General features: G+C 32.9%; 11 protein-coding genes. 4 read left to right on the top strand and 7 right to left on the bottom strand.

The genetic code is table 11. From position 1 onward, the window contains the following. Window positions 1–63 precede the first annotated feature (63 nt). The 3 genes from ACWA1F_RS20940 to ACWA1F_RS20950 form a co-directional block, all read right to left on the bottom strand. Window positions 64–2,247, bottom strand: coding sequence for a PepSY domain-containing protein (locus ACWA1F_RS20940; RefSeq protein ID WP_456896605.1), 2,184 nt, complete (start codon window positions 2,245–2,247; stop codon window positions 64–66). A 27-nt stretch (window positions 2,248–2,274) separates the two neighbouring features. Beyond that, entirely contained in the window at window positions 2,275–2,757 is a 483-nt protein-coding gene (locus tag ACWA1F_RS20945; RefSeq protein ID WP_456896607.1) for a DUF2271 domain-containing protein, read from the bottom strand. Between the two features lie 109 nt (window positions 2,758–2,866). Beyond that, the gene (locus ACWA1F_RS20950; protein ID WP_456896609.1) at window positions 2,867–4,357 is read right to left on the bottom strand and encodes an ankyrin repeat domain-containing protein; all 1,491 of its coding nucleotides are present in this window, start codon (window positions 4,355–4,357) and stop codon (window positions 2,867–2,869) included. An 825-nt stretch (window positions 4,358–5,182) separates the two neighbouring features. Here ACWA1F_RS20950 and ACWA1F_RS20955 point away from each other — a divergent pair. Further along, window positions 5,183–6,157 carry a ribonucleotide-diphosphate reductase subunit beta gene (locus tag ACWA1F_RS20955; RefSeq protein ID WP_456896611.1) on the top strand — a complete coding sequence of 325 codons (975 nt, stop codon included), beginning with the start codon at window positions 5,183–5,185 and terminating at the stop codon, window positions 6,155–6,157. Between the two features lie 18 nt (window positions 6,158–6,175). Continuing rightward, window positions 6,176–7,873, top strand: a complete 1,698-nt coding sequence (locus ACWA1F_RS20960) for a ribonucleoside-diphosphate reductase subunit alpha (protein ID WP_306156317.1) — start codon at window positions 6,176–6,178, stop codon at window positions 7,871–7,873. A 147-nt stretch (window positions 7,874–8,020) separates the two neighbouring features. Here ACWA1F_RS20960 and ACWA1F_RS20965 read toward each other — a convergent pair whose 3' ends face one another. After that, complete coding sequence (locus ACWA1F_RS20965) at window positions 8,021–8,593, bottom strand: Crp/Fnr family transcriptional regulator (protein WP_456896613.1); 573 nt, start codon at window positions 8,591–8,593, stop codon at window positions 8,021–8,023. A gap of 1 nt (window position 8,594) precedes the next feature. Then, window positions 8,595–9,257: a 3,4-dihydroxy-2-butanone-4-phosphate synthase gene (gene ribB, locus ACWA1F_RS20970; RefSeq protein ID WP_456896615.1), complete on the bottom strand. Its 663-nt coding sequence runs from the start codon at window positions 9,255–9,257 to the stop codon at window positions 8,595–8,597. A gap of 338 nt (window positions 9,258–9,595) precedes the next feature. Here ribB and ACWA1F_RS20975 point away from each other — a divergent pair, with 338 nt between their 5' ends. Both ACWA1F_RS20975 and ACWA1F_RS20980 read left to right on the top strand, forming a co-directional pair. Further along, window positions 9,596–11,413: a hypothetical protein gene (locus tag ACWA1F_RS20975; protein WP_456896617.1), complete on the top strand. Its 1,818-nt coding sequence runs from the start codon at window positions 9,596–9,598 to the stop codon at window positions 11,411–11,413. Between the two features lie 137 nt (window positions 11,414–11,550). Further along, the gene (locus ACWA1F_RS20980) at window positions 11,551–13,155 is read left to right on the top strand and encodes a Na+/H+ antiporter (protein ID WP_456896619.1); all 1,605 of its coding nucleotides are present in this window, start codon (window positions 11,551–11,553) and stop codon (window positions 13,153–13,155) included. A gap of 93 nt (window positions 13,156–13,248) precedes the next feature. On the opposite strand, the gene ACWA1F_RS20985 is transcribed toward ACWA1F_RS20980, so the two are convergent. After that, a complete protein-coding gene (locus ACWA1F_RS20985; RefSeq protein WP_456896621.1) occupies window positions 13,249–15,021 on the bottom strand; it encodes a MutS-related protein in 1,773 nt (590 codons plus the stop codon). Between the two features lie 61 nt (window positions 15,022–15,082). Beyond that, on the bottom strand, window positions 15,083–15,916 hold the full coding sequence (locus tag ACWA1F_RS20990; RefSeq protein WP_306156320.1) for a universal stress protein: 834 nt from the start codon (window positions 15,914–15,916) through the stop codon (window positions 15,083–15,085). Window positions 15,917–16,004: the final 88 nt, after the last annotated feature.

Genomic DNA, 16,004 nt, shown 5'->3' on the forward strand with positions numbered 1-16,004 from the left:
AAAATCTAAAATCTAAAATCTAAAATCTAAAATCTAAAATCTAAAATCTAAAATCTAAAATCCTTAATAACAATCTGTCAAGAATTGCTTATTAGCTTTATATTCTTCGAGTGTTTTTAATCCTTTTGTTAAACACAATTCACTTAAAATAGCTTCAACATCTTTCTGCATGGCAAGCGAACCGCAGATCATAACGGCACCGCCCTTTTTCAATAAAGTCACGAAGAAAGAGGAATCTCTTTTAATTAAATCCATCACATAAATATGTTCCGCTTCACGAGATAGCGCCACATGAAAATTGTCCAGATGTTCTTTCTGAATCATGATTCCAGCGAACTTTTTATAAGCCATTAAAGTTGGCGTTTCCATTCTAAAACCGCTGTACAAATGAAGTTCTTGCTTTGCCTTATTCTGTTCAATCATTCCTAAGAACGGAGCAATTCCTGTTCCGTTTGAAATGAAAGCCACTCTAGGAGCTTTCTTTGGAAGGTGAAAAGCAGGATTTTTAACGATTTGAGCTTTTATTACATTTCCAGGTTCTAAAGCATTCAAGAAACCAGAACCCAATCCGTTTGGATGCAGTTTTACAACCAATTGAATATTTCCAGAATGATTACCGATAGAGTAGAGGCGCTCTCTAGAATCGTTGGCAGGATAAATGGCCAATAAATCGCCAGAACTAAACTTAGCTCTTGCACTCGCTCTCAGCGTCAGAATAAATGTATGTTCGGTTTCAGAAATAGGTGTTTTATCTAGAACCATTAATTTCTGCAAACCTTTCGGAACATGATTGTATAAAGAAGGTGTAGTTGCGAGTGGAATTCCCGTTTTTTCGCTCCATAATCTTACCCATTTTACAAATTCCACAGCCGATTTATCATTTACAGTCTGTAATTTCAAATAACGGTCTGCCCATTTTTGTTTTTCTAAAAGCTGATCAATTTCAATAGCAAATTGGCAAAAATCGGGATATGATTTAGAACCAAAACCTACTACAGAAAAATTAATATTTTGCTCTTGATTCTGTTTTTCTAGCAAAGCTTTGAATTGCGTTCCGTTAGAAGGCGCATCTCCCAAACCATGAGTCGACGTAAAAACAATAATATGTTCTGCTTTCGGATAAACAGAAAATTTATTCAATTCGCTCACAAAAACTTTTTGTCCGTGATTAATTAATTGTTTCTGAATGGAATTTGCAAATCGGAATGTGCTTCCGTTTTCTGAACCGACTAAAAGAATAAACGTACTTTCGTTCGCTTTAAATTTATTCTTAATTCGGCTTGATCTTCTTTTCAGAGTAATAGCAAAACCAGAATAGATAAAGAATAGAATATTAAGGCAAGCAATAGCTAAAATTACAGCCCAGATTCCGTTAATTCTTCCCGTATGAAGATCTAAACTTAATGCAGCAAATTGTGCCGTCATTGGAGAAAGTTTTTCAGAAATCACAGCTCCTGTAACCTGATTCACTTCAACTTCTCGGTCTTTCAATTCGATAATATAATATTCTTCGGGATCATCCGTAAAGGGAAATTCGATCTTTTTTACATCCGATAATAAAGTAGTATTGAAAATTGAAGTTGTTTTGGCCTTATCTGAAAGTTCAGTTTTTACAGGTTTTGCTTTTTCTTCGCCCATAAAAAAATTGAACCTTTCTAGCGATAAATAAGTTCCGGTAAGTGCAATAATCAAAATCGGAATTAAAGCCAGTCTTCCTAAAAGCACATGATAATATTGTGCAAAGTATTCTTTGATTACTTTAGAAAAGAAATTTCGGATGCCGCGCTGTCTTTTTAAAACCAGAACGAAACCCGAAATTGCTATTAATAATAAGCAAAAAGAAATTACACCTACAAAAAAACGTCCAGCTTCATGAAGAAACAGCGAACGGTGTAGACTCGTAATCCAATTTATGAATTCGGTTTTCTTTACAGGAGTTCCTAATGCTTTTCCAGTTTTTGGATCAATGTATGCCTTAATGTCATTTCCGTCTGCATCAATGGCTTGAAGCGTTACAAACTGATTGTAATCTACACTCAATTCTGTAATTTCTGAATATTCTTTCTTTAAAATGGGTAGCGTTTCACCCAGAGTTATTTTATTGAAATTTTCAGCTTTGTACGGGAGTGTTTTTTCCTGAACCGCATCGACGGCCAGAATGATTCCTGTTACCGAAGCCAAAAGCAAAAAAAGAGAAGAAAATAAGGCCAAAGCCAAGTGTGCGTAACGCCAAAAAGAAAGAGTCATTGATTGTATTCTAGAAATGTAATCGTATTATATTTTACTTAATCTTACGTATTTGATGTAGCCTTTGCCATCTGTTTTATCAACAACACCTTCAGTTGAAAGCGGAATTTCAAGATCGCTGACATAGTATTTCTGATCTTCAACAGCAGTTTCAAAACGTAATTTGTATCCTTTATTAATTTTAGAATTTTCGATTTCGATGGTTGTCACGCTACGGTCACCGCCTGTTACAGAAGCACCTGTTTTGGCGCTAATGTCATCATTTTTTAGCGTGTGGAATTTATTCCATTCTTTCAATGATTTGTACCATTTCTTGTCGTCTCCCATTACATAAAGCGTTTTTTCGTATTCACCGCTTGCATTAATCAGAGAAACAACGATATAAGCGCCTTCTCCCATATAATTATTCATCTGCAACATAATCTTGTATTTGTTTGATTGTGCTTGAGATTGAAAAGAAGCTAAAAAAATAAAAGCGCCCGCAAGAGCCATTTTTAATATTGATTTCATAAAAATTGTATGTATTGATTGGTAATTTAAATTCTAAAATTCAAATTCCAAATCCCAAAAATAGAGTTTGGAATTTGGAATTTCAAATATTGATTATTATCTAATTGTTTTATTTTAAAAATTCAACAGAAACGTTGTTTTTAGTAAGCAGTTCATTTTCTTTAGCTAAAGCGTAAGCCGTTTCGTCAAATTCTGTGCTGATGTCTTTTTTCGCCCCAGCAGAAACCAGATATTTTAAGATAGCATCATCTTTAGAAGTCATTGCCGCTCTGTGCAAAGCTGTTAAGCCATCTTTATTTTTAGCATTAATGTCAACTTTTAAATCAGTGATTTTTTTAAGAAGTTCGACATCGTTTTTAGTAATCGCTACATGATACAAAGTATTTCCGTCTTTTTGAGGAGCAGCCAGGTTTAGTCCTTTGTCTTGAAGCAGTTTTGCTTTTGCATCAAAAGGATCTACTGTTGCTTTTTCTCTTCCTGCAGGACGATAAGATTGTACTAAATAAACACCTAAATTATTTCCGTCTTTATCTTTAACATTAACATCGGCACCTTTAGCCAGAAGTAAACTTACCGCTTCTGGAGTTCCGTATTGTACCGCTTTTGTTAAAGCCGATTCTCCTTTTAAATTTTGAGCATTTATGTTTTTTGCTTTCGGAAGAAAAAGTTCTAAAACAGCAATTTCTCTTGCCGAAGCTGCAGCCATAACTGGCGTATTTCCTTCTTTATCGGCTTTGTTTACATCAACACCTTTATCTAAGAAATATTTAATAATTTCCGTCTGGTTTGGTTTTCCAGCTAAAATGTGCAATACATTTTGACCTGATTTATTTTGCGCAGTTGCTTTAATTTTTACTTCTTCAACCAAATATTTATACGTTTCAAGTGTATTTGTTTCTCTTCGGCTTCCTTGTGCAGCAACCAAAAGCGCTTCATCTGTTGGTTTGATTCCTTTTTCAAGAAGTTTTTTCAAAAGAGCAATATTTCCAGACCTTGCTGCATAAGTAAAAGCAGTATTTCCGTTAGCATCAACATCTTTTAGAGACATTCCTTTTGTAGAAAAATAGTCAGCAGCTTTTAAATCTTTGTCAGATGCAATAGCTAAAAGCAAAAGATTGGCACCGTTTGCATATTTTTTGGTCGGATTAACTCCTGCCTTAAAAAAAGCCTCATACATTTCTGGATTTGCTTGTCCGTTTGAAGCTGCAAAATCTGCTGGAGCAGTTCCGTGGCTGTCTTCAAAGTTTACATCAGAACCTTTAGCAATTAAATATTGCACTAATTCTGTATTGCCTTTGTAAGCAGCCCAGTGCAAGTAAATACGGTTATCGTGAGTTAATTTTGTAATTGAATTTCCTGGCTGATCGATTAAAAATTTGATGGTTTCTACTGGAGCTTCATTATTGATGGCTAAAGTCGTAACGTCAAAAGCATTTACATTGGCTTCTGCCGGATTATTTCCTTTTGCGATTTCAGCTTTCACAATTTCCGTATTCGGAGAAGTTTTCCAGAAATTGGCATCTAAAAGTGTATTTTTTTGCTGTGCACTTACAAATAATGTTGTTGCGAAGGCAAAAGAAACAAGTAGATTCTTTTTCATATCGAAATGTAATTTATGTTTGTTAGAATAATCTGTTTTGGATTTTCTTTATCTATTTAGAATAAATAAAAATAAAGGCAAATGTAAAGATTAATATTTTTAAACCAACAACAATTTGAAGTAAAAAGCCTTTTCTCATTGATATTTACTAAATTTTAAGAATCGCTTAAGCGAATTTTAATCTTTCTTTAATTTAAGATGAAAAAGTAATTTTTGAAATGAGGCTTTTTTGAAATGTTCAAGGAAAATAATTTTAACTGGAAATTAATTTTTAAGACGTTTCTAAACCTAAAATTGGAACAGTAGAATTTTAACTGTTAAAGTTGATTTAAATCATTAGTTTATTAAAATCAATTATTTTAGATTTTATTCATTTTTATTTAAGTGATTGTTATAAAGTGGATTATGTTGAGTTTTAGAAACGCTTTAAAATTCTATTTAGAATCGTTATTAATAATTAGACGTTTTTTTCCACTCCAAAAAAGGATGAAAATTCGATTTTAAAAAAAGTATTGTTGATAACTTGTTTTCTGATTTGTTCCAAAATCGATGCTTTTTTGATGTTGATAACTTCCCGAAGTTTATATAGAAACTGCTAGCTCCATGCAAATTACAAAATGCTCGCGAGCTGTTGATAAAAATTCTTTTACAGCTCTTTTTTGAAGTTTTTAAACTGTTGATAATTGAGCTGATTTTTAACAACAAAAACTAGACAAGAGAATATATGCGACTTAAATTTGTATAAATAGAAATACACGCTGCCACTTCCCCAAATACAGTGTTCTGTTTTTCTATCTAAAAAAAGTCACTTAAAACTCTATATATATGTCAATTTTTGATAAAAGAATCAATTATAAACCTTTTGAATATCCTGAGGTTCTGCAATTTACCGAAGCTATTAATAAAGCTTACTGGGTACACACTGAAGTAGATTTTACTGCCGATACGCAAGACTTTCATGCGCATTTAAATCTGGCAGAAAAAACGGCAATCAAAAATAGCTTATTGGCAATTGCGCAGATTGAGGTAGCTGTAAAAAGTTTTTGGGGTAATATATACGAGCATTTTCCAAAACCAGAATTCAACGGATTGGGAACCACTTTTGCAGAATGTGAATTTAGACATTCAGAAGCGTATTCTCGTTTATTAGAAGTTTTAGGTTATAATGACGAATTCGAAAAATTATTGGATGTTCCTGTGATTCGCAGACGTGTAGATTATCTTTCGAATGTATTAAAAGACACCAAATCTCAAGACAACAGAAAATACATGGTTTCGCTGATTTTGTTCAGTATCTTGATCGAAAACGTGTCTTTATTTAGTCAGTTTGCCATTTTATTGTCATTTACAAGATTCAAAGGATATATGAAGAATGTGAGCAATATTATCGCTTGGACTTCAATCGACGAGCAGATTCATGCGAATGGTGGAATTTACATCATCAATAAAATTCGTGAAGAATTTCCAGAATATTTTGATGCTGAAACGTTAGAATTAATCAGAGAAACGGTTAAAGAATCAATTACTGTTGAAGCCGATATTTTGGATTGGATTTTTGAAGATGGAGCAGTTGAAACTATAAATAAAGAAGATTTGGTAAACTTCATGAAATTTAGAATTGATGAAAGTTTGAAACAAATTAACATCGAAACTATTTTTAACGTTTCTCCAGATGAATATTCAAAAATGACTTGGTTTGAAGAAGAGGTTTTTGCCAACAGTCTAGACGATTTCTTTGCGAAACGTCCTGTCGAATATACAAAACACGATAAGAGTATCACAGCAAACGATCTTTTTTAATACAAGCCCATAATACACATGAATACGATAGACACAAACCCAGCAAATACTAATTTTGAGCCACAAAATGACAGCAAAATGTGGTGGAAAAATTCTGAAAGTGAACAGATTTTAAACCGCGGTTATCTTCTAAAAGGAGAAACCGTAGAAGGAGCAATCGATAGAATTTGTACTGCCGCAGCTAGAAGACTGTACAAACCAGAATTGAAAGAATCTTTCATGGAAATGATCGAAAGAGGCTGGATGAGTATCAGTTCGCCTGTTTGGGCCAATATGGGAACAGAAAGAGGATTGCCAATTTCTTGTTTTAATGTGCATGTTCCAGATAAAATCGAAGGAATTACACATAAGCTTGGAGAAGTAATTATGCAGACGAAAATTGGAGGCGGAACTTCTGGTTATTTTGGTGAATTACGCGAACGCGGAAGTGCTGTAACAGATAACGGAAAGAGTAGTGGAGCAGTAAGTTTTATGAAGCTTTTTGACACGGCAATGGACACGATTTCTCAAGGTGGAGTTCGTCGCGGTGCGTTTGCAGCTTATTTGGATGTGGATCACCCAGATATTGAAGAGTTTTTGAAAATTAAAAGTATCGGAAACCCAATTCAGAACTTGTTTACTGGAATCTGCGTGCCAGATTACTGGATGCAGGAAATGATTGACGGTGATGCAGAAAAAAGACAAATTTGGGCTAAAGTACTAGAAAGCCGTCAGCAAAAAGGGTTGCCTTATATTTTCTTTAGTGACAATGTAAATAAAAATAAACCGCAAGTTTACAAAGACCAGAATCTTAGAATCAATGCCAGTAACTTATGCAGCGAGATTATGCTTCCGTCAACGCATGATGAATCATTTATCTGCTGTTTGTCTTCTATGAATTTAGAATTATATGAAGAGTGGAAAGATACTGAAGCAGTAAAACTAGCGATCTTTTTCTTGGATGCCGTTTTACAAGAATTCATCGAAAAAACAGAAGGTAACTATTATCTTTCGGCAGCGAATAAATTTGCTAAAAGACACCGTGCACTTGGCTTAGGAGTTTTAGGATGGCATTCTTATTTGCAGAAAAACATGATTCCGTTTGAAGGAATGGAAGCAAAAATGAAAACGACAGAGATTTTCAAACATATTAGCGATAAGGCCGACAAAGCAAGTCAGGAATTAGCTAGAATTTACGGCGAACCGGAATTATTAAAAGGCTACGGAAGACGTAATACGACAACAATGGCAATTGCTCCAACAACATCTTCTTCGGCAATTTTAGGACAAACTTCGCCTGGAATTGAGCCTTTCAGCAGTAATTATTATAAAGCTGGATTAAGCAAAGGTAATTTTATGCGTAAAAATAAATACCTTAAAAAACTGTTGGAAGAAAAAGGTTTAGACAACGAAGAAGTTTGGAGAGGAATTATGCTAAACGGAGGAAGTGTCCAGCATATGGAACAACTGACACAAGCTGAAAAAGATGTTTTTAAAACATTTAAAGAAATCAGCCAGTTAGAAATTGTACAGCAAGCAGGAATTCGTCAGAAATTTGTAGATCAAGGACAAAGTTTAAATCTTAATATTCCAGCCGAATTGGCAATTAAAGATGTAAACCGTTTAATGATCGAAGCTTGGCAGCAAGGAGTAAAAAGTTTGTACTACCAAAGAAGCCAAAGTGTTTCTAAAGAATTGGTTACAAGTCTTGTTTCGTGCAGCAGCTGCGAATCGTAAATATCAAAAACCGGATCTTCTTAGATTCGTTTTTTTTTTTTTTTTTTTCGCCACGAATTCACGAATTATATTTACCACAGATTAATAAAAAAAGATATTCGTGAATTCGTGGCGAAAAAAAAACTTAGCGCCTAGCAGCAAAAAAAATCAAACCTTAGACTTCAGCCTGCTCAAAGTTTCTTGAGAAATATTTATATACGAAGCCACAATTTTATTAGGAAGCCGTTTTACGATTGCAGGATTTATTTTCAAAAGCTGAGTGTATCTTTCCAAAGCATCCATAGTCGTAAAAGACACTAGACGATTAGCATTATTCACATAGGCTTTTTCCAGATAATTACTGTAAAACTCTCGCCACTGCGGAATAATTTTCATTAAATGATTAAAATCTTCATGAGAAATAGTCAGCAATTCCGATTTCTCTACAACCTGAATGTTTTCTGCGGCTGGCATTTTAGTAATAAAGCTAACCAAAGCCGTAGCAAACTGATTTTCAAAAGCAATATATCGAGTAACGTCTTTTCCTTCTTCATTAATAAAAAAGATTCTCAGACAACCTTTTGCAACAAAAAAAGTCTCCTGACTGATTTGCCCCTGAGCCAATAAAACCTCATTTTTTCCTTTTTTCACCAATTTAAAATAAGAAAGAACGATTTCTAAATCTTCATCAGAAATAGTAATGCTTTTTCGAATAGAATTGCCAAGCTGTTCGTATATCATTTTATTTATAATCTCTCACAAATTTGCGGTAATAAATAATATCTTCAATCGATAAAACCACTAAATCGCGTTGTTGTGCAAAACTAACGATTTTGTCTAGTTTAGCCATGCTTCCGTCTACGTTCATCAATTCACACAGAACCGCTTCGGTCTGCAGACCAGCCAATTTCATTAAATCGACACTTCCTTCAGTATGGCCATTTCTGCCTAAAACGCCATTATCGTTTGCTCTTAGCGGAAAAATATGACCTGGCTTTGCTAAATCTTCTGGTTTTGCATTTGCTGCGATAGCTGTTTTTATAGTAGTAATTCGATCCTGTGCAGAAACGCCTGTTGTTACTCCGTTCTTCGCTTCAATGGTAATGGTAAAAGGCGTCTGGAAACTGCTTGTATTTTCTGTTACCATATACGGAAGTTCTAATTGATCTGCTTTTTCATTGGTTAAGCAAAGACATACAATACCACTGCATTCTCGAATCATTAAAGCCATATCTTGAACATTGATATGCTGAGCAGAATATATAAGATCACCTTCATTTTCACGATTTTCATCATCGGTTACTAAAACGCCTTTTCCGTTTTTAAGCTGTTTCAAAGCATTTTCAACGCGCTCTTTACTTGAAATCCCAAATTGCAGCAACGGACTTAATTCTACACTTATCATAAAAACATTTTTTAGAAATAATAAGAAGCAAATCTAAAGTTGTTTGAAGCCAAAAAGTTTGATGTAGGTCAATAAAATAATAAGTTTTTCATATGATAAACAAAAATAAACATGAAACGGCATTTTTATAAAATATTGAACAGGTATTTATACCTGTTTTAATTTTTTTGTAGGAAATTTTGAGTTTAAAACTTATTTTTTAACCTTTTTTTAAGTTTATTTGTTAACAATTGTTTAGTTTTTGCATTTCTGTGTTTGAAGTTCAATTAGCATGCTTTTTATACAGAGAAGATAAAAATGACAAAATCCAAAAATAAATTAACTAAAAACCCAAGCGTATGAAAAGAATTTTACTGCTCACAATTTTATTATTTACAATTAAAAGTTTTGGACAAGATGAAAATCCAAACCTGAAAAATGCAAAAGCTGATTTTGATAAATTATCTATTGATTTTGAGAAAAAAAGCAAAGAAATTAAAGACGAAGAAACAGAGTTAAAAAAACTTTTAACAACTGTAAGCAAAAATCCTGATCTAAAATATTCTGAAGAAATTTCGAAAATGTTTGCTGATGTAAAAAAGAAGAAAACTGAACTTGATATTATTTACAATAAGTATAGAAATTACAAAGACTTTTATCTTGATAAAGGAATTTCTAAGAAAGAAATCGACTCTTGGTTTAAGCATAAGCATACAATTATTGATTCTTCAGAAACTAATGTTAAAGAAGTAAAAGAATCAAGTAAAGAAGAAAAGGAGATAAATGCAGAAGTTTCTGATGAATCATCTAAAACGGAAAAGAACTATGAAACTTATCTATATTATGGAGATAATCTCATAATAAAAGAGTTCCCAAAAACGGATGACAAAAATATTGATGATATTATTCAAAAGGTCTTAGAGACTAAAAGCGAATCATATTTAGGAGATATTATAATTCCTAGGGAAAATCAAGAATTTAAGTTTTATATCAAAAGGAATAAATATAAAACAAACTTCTCTGCTGAGAAGGCTAACCAACAAAAAAATGAAACATTTATTCAAGTAGAAAAAAAGTTTAGATTTAAAAGTATAGCTTTTGAAATTTGTGACGGTTTTATAGTTGATGTTAAAATTGTGGTATTTGATGAAAAGGGAAATGAGCATTTATTTGAAAATCAATCTTCAATAAGTTTTTTGAATTTTTCAAATGTAGCATCTAAAAATTTTATTTCATATAAATATCCGATTAGTCCGAAAAAGTATAGTATCGTTAATTTCGATGAATTTAAAGACTTTCGTATTAGATTGTCTGATGTTTTAGTATATGTTCCTAAGCCTGGTTATAATTATATACCAAATGATGTGAATTTTACTTTTCCTACAAAAGATAAAGATGGAGAGTTTTTGAATAAAGAGAAACCGGTTAAATATGAAATAAAGGAAACTACTACCTTGCAAAATGTTATAGAGTTGAGAGCGTATACCGATTTCTTAGCACTTTTTACAGATTCAGCAAATGGCTTAGTGCAATTACAAGGAAAAGGAGATTTTTATGTTCTTCCATTTAAAATTTTCAATACTGATTTAAGATTATTAGATAAGATTTCTCCGTATGTTAATTTTTCTCGTTTAGATGCTGATGTAAGGGGTGTTGAGACTGTATTTAATGATAGTTTGAATAAATTTAAAATTAAGAATAGTACTGATTTATTGCAAAAAGCATATTTAGAAATGGGGGCTAAACTTAATCTTATCAACTTTAGATTTGCAAAGTCTGTTCCTTTTAGACTTATTGGATATTTTCCTTTTCGCTATCAAATTGCAGATGTAAAAATTGCAGATCAGCTTAAGAATGTTCAAGGTTTAGGCTTAGGTCTTGGTTGTACTTTTGAATTTAAACGTTTCAATAATTTTGGGTTCAATTACTCTCTTGAGTTTTCTAAATACAGTTATATAGATTATAACAATATTCCAGAATTAGAGCTTCCTCGAGCATATTCAGTATTTCGAAATGAAGCCGAGATTTTTTATCATCCAGATTCAGATAAAAAACAGGCTATATTTTTAAGATTAAAAACTTTCAATAATACTACTAATCATGATGCCTTTTATCAATTGCAATTCGGATATAGGTTCTCAATAGGGATTTCAGAAGTAAAAACTAAAGCACAATAAAAAAACAGAAACTCCAAGAAATTACTCTTGGAGTTTTTTTATGCCTTTATTTGAGAAAAGATGATTTTTCTAATTAATAGAAAATAGTAATTTAGCGGTTTGTTTATTCAAATTTCCAAAACTCAAAACCATCTCAAATGGAGAATATTACCGTTATTATAATGCTGCTTTTTGGCGTTGCTTTTCTTAGCCTTGTTAGTAAAAGATACAATTTTCCAATTCCAATTGTTTTGGTGTTATGTGGTGTTGTTATTAGTGTGGTTCCTGGACTTCCGGTAATTGCGCTAAGCCCAGAAATCGTTTTTATCGTATTTCTTCCGCCACTTTTATATCATGCCGCATGGCACACCAGCTGGTCTGACTTTAAACAATCCATTCGTCCGATCACTTTTGCTGCTGTTGGTTTGGTATTTTTTACAACAGGATTGGTTGCTGTGGTCGCACATTGGCTTATTGATGATATCTCTTGGCCGTTAGCGTTTTTGCTTGGTGCAATTGTTTCGCCTCCCGATGCCGTTTCAGCAACAGCAATTACAAAAGGTTTAGGACTTAACCCGAGGTTAATTGCTATTTTGGAAGGAGAAAGTCTAGTAAACGATGCTAGTGGACTTGTAGCGTACAAATATGCTCTTACAGCGATTACTGCTGGAAATTTTGTTTTATGGCAGGCAGGATTAAATTTTGTACTAATGTCCGCTTTGGGTATCGCAATAGGTTTGGCTGTCGGTTATGTCATGTATTATATTCATAAAAGATTTGTTTGCGACGATATTATCGAGGTTACGCTTACTTTATTGACGCCATTTGCATCGTATTTGCTTGCAGAGCACTTTGAAGGTTCTGGAGTTTTGGCTGTCGTAACTACAGGTCTTTTTCTTGCAGCAAGATCGGGAACGATTTTTTCTCACGAAAGCCGAATTATGACCAATACAATTTGGGATGTATTAAACAATATTCTGAACGGACTGATTTTTATTTTAATTGGACTTCAATTGAGGCAAATTATAGACGGAATCAGTAATTACTCTGGAAATTCCCTATTTATTTGGGGCGCGGTTATAAGTATTGTAGTTATCGTAGTTCGCTTTTTATGGGTAATTCCAGCTACCATGCTTCCGAGATTTTTGAGCAAAAGAATTCGCGAAAAAGAAGAATTTGATTATCGAAATATGATCATTTTTGGATGGTCAGGAATGCGTGGCGTTGTTTCTATGGCCGCTGCTTTGGCGCTTCCGTTAATGCTGAATAAAACAGAAGAATTTCCGTTGCGAAATTTAATTATATACTTAGTTTTCTGCGTTATATTGTCCACTTTGGTTATACAAGGTCTTACGCTTCCGTGGCTGATTAAAAAGCTTAAAATTGAGCGTTATTCTATATTGGCAGAAGAATATAATATTCGAAATGTCATTGTCTCTGAAACCATTGCACATATTGAAGATAATTTTTCATTGCTGAATGGCGAATTGCTTCACAACATTAAAAGCAAATACGAAGTAAAATTTAACCGTCTGCAAAAGACAGAACTTCCAGCAAATTTCTTCGGAAACGGGAAGCTTCTTGGCGGAGAAATTTTCAATGATTTTACGAAGATTCAAATCGATCTGCTGAATGTAGAACGTTCAAAATTAGAATCGATGCATAAATCAGGTTCGGTTAACGAAGAAATCTTCCGTAAAATTGAAAAAGAATTAGATTTGGAGGAAACACGACTGTGGATGGAAATGTATGAGGAAAACTAATATTATTTATGAATTATGAATTATAAATTTATTCTTTGCGTAAATACGATCAAAGTCATAATCCACAATTCATAACTCATAATTCATAACTCATTAAATAACTCCCATCTTCTGCATTAAGAAAGTCGCGCTTTTGTTTTTGCAGATTCCGTTTCGGAGTTTGTAATCGAAGTGCAAATCGTTATTTTGAATTTCAACTTCAAAACATTGATTGGTTAAAATTTCAGGAAATTCGTTTGTTGTTAGGCAAACTTCTATGTCGTGAGTTGCGATGGCGCCAATAGCTTTTTTCGAAATTATTTTCTTAACCACTTCAATTGTTCCGTTTCTTTTGTCATCAGAATTTGTACCTCTTAAAATCTCATCTAATAAAACAAAAGCAGGCTGATTTTCAAGAGCATCCATGATCTGTTTTAAACGTTTAATTTCAGCAAAGAAATAAGATTCGCTATCCGATAAAGAATCAGATAATCGCATTGAAACTAATACTGGAAGTGGATGAACTTTAGCTTCTGAAGCACAAATAACTGAACCAATTCCGCTAAGTACCATATTGATTCCTAAGCTTCTCAAAAAGGTGCTTTTTCCAGACATGTTCGATCCAGTTAAAATTACAAAAGATTGCGGGTAAAATTGCGTATCATTTCCAATTCTTGTTGCAGGATTAAGCAACGGATGGCTCAAGTTTTCAAACTCAATTTTATATTCAGAATTGATTTCTGGGAAAACAAAACCATCGTTGTTATACGCTAAATTGGCTAAACTGTTTAGCGCTTCAATTTCGCCAATAATAGAAATCCAATGGTTCATTTCAGAAGCATAATCTTCTTTCCATTTTAATAATGCTTTTAAAACATGAAGATTGAATAAAAATGTTCCGTTGAATAAAGTCGCTGTAACAAAATTATTGATGGTGTCCATTCTCGAAAACAGCTCAGAAAGCTGTTTTAAGTGGTGGCTTGCTTTCGCATTTTTAAAATTAAGCTGCTGCTGTAAATGAATTAACTTTTTGGATTGGAATGATTCTTTTTCAATTTTTTCAATCAATAAACTGTATTGTTTTATGATTTTATCAACATTGTCTGCTTTTGCTATTTCCGACTGGATCCTTTTTACACATCTTCCTAAAACAATCAGATTAGCAATAAAAATGTATGTCAGATAAGAAAGTATAATGGTTTTAGAAGTGATAAAATAAGCCGCTAAAAATCCAAAAAAGGTTACAGGAAGAATAATTGAAAGTGCAACTAGAACTTTAGGTAATGAATTGTTTTGAAAAGAAGTCCAATGTTTTATGGCTTCATAAGAAGCTTTGGAATCATTGCCAATAATGGCAAGCGCTTGAAATTCTTGTCTCCAGTCTATTTTTCTTTTCAATTCGTTAACCGCTTCCTGATTTTCTAAAATTTCAGTTTCAGGCAGCGTATGAAGCAATAGTTCTGCGAGTGTTTTTTTTCCGATAAAAGAAGCTGTTCTGTTGAGATTTTGAAACAAAGAATGCTCTCCAAAAATATCCAAATCGTACGCATAAGGATGATGAAAATCGATGAACTCGACGCCATTTTCAAAAGGCGTTTTTTCTCTTTTTAAGAAAGCAATTTCATTTTGGTTAATTTTCAAAAGCGTTTCGGCTAGTAATTTTTTGAAAGAAAGCCTAGAATGTATTCGCATTAAAAAAAGAAAACCAGCAAAAGATAAAACAGCTAGAATGACATAAAGTTTTTGATCTGTTTTGATGTAATAAAACATAAAAAACAAGAAAAGACAAATACTTAATAGCCTCAAAAGACTTATGCTGTTGTATTTTTTGTTGGTTTTATTATAGATTTCTGAGTATTTTGTAACGTTGTCTGGATATGCTTTCATTCTAATATTTTGCTTGAAATACAAATATAGCTTTTAAGTTACAAAATCATCATTTATTACATTAATCTTCATGCATAACCAAAATCGGAATCTGAACTTCTTTGGTGATTTTTTTTGTAAAACTTGAATCGAAAAGACTTTCAAAGAAAGAGCGCTTATGTGTTATTGTAGTCAGAATATCAATGTCTTTGTATAACACAAAATCAAGAATAGTTTCTTTTACATCATCACTTGGCAATACAAGAAATTCGACATTTTCTGCTGCAAACTCGCTTTCAAATTCTTTTCGTACTTGATCTGTCACATCAGAATTCGATGTTTTGACATATAAACTTTTGACTTTAGCGTCCGTTTTTTTAGCGATTTTCAGAATCTTTTTCAGTTCTTTTTTATCTTTTTCGCGATAGCGCGTAGTAAAACCAATCGTTTTTACTTTTTTAAATTTAGCATCAATAGGAACACATAAAACCGGAACTTCAACTCCAGAAATTACAGATTCGGTATTTGATCCCGTAAAGAATTTTGTCCAGTCAGAAACGCTGTTGGTACCCATAATTACAAAATCGATTTGGTCTTCTTCTACGGCATTTTTCAGGTTGTAAATCAGATCGCCATCCATTAAACGGTGTTTGATTACAATATCATCTAATTTGCGCTCAGCAGCAATTTCTCGAAGTTTAGGGATTTCATCTTTAAACATTTCAAATTTTGCCAATTCAATTGAGCTGTAAATGGAAGCATAATTCTCTGGAAAGAATTGGCTGTCGTAAACAGGAATCTCGAATGTATGAAGTAAGATTAGTTCGGCTTTTACGACTTTAGCAAATTCTAAAGCATGAACAAATGCATTGGTAGCAGCATCAGAGAAATCGGTTGGAAATAATATCTTTTTCATAGTATTAAGATTAAGGTTTGTCTCTCAAATTTACACATTCTGCGAAGAAATCAACCTGATATTTATCAGTATTTTAACACTTAATGAT

It is taken from the genome of Flavobacterium erigeronis (assembly GCF_054075165.1).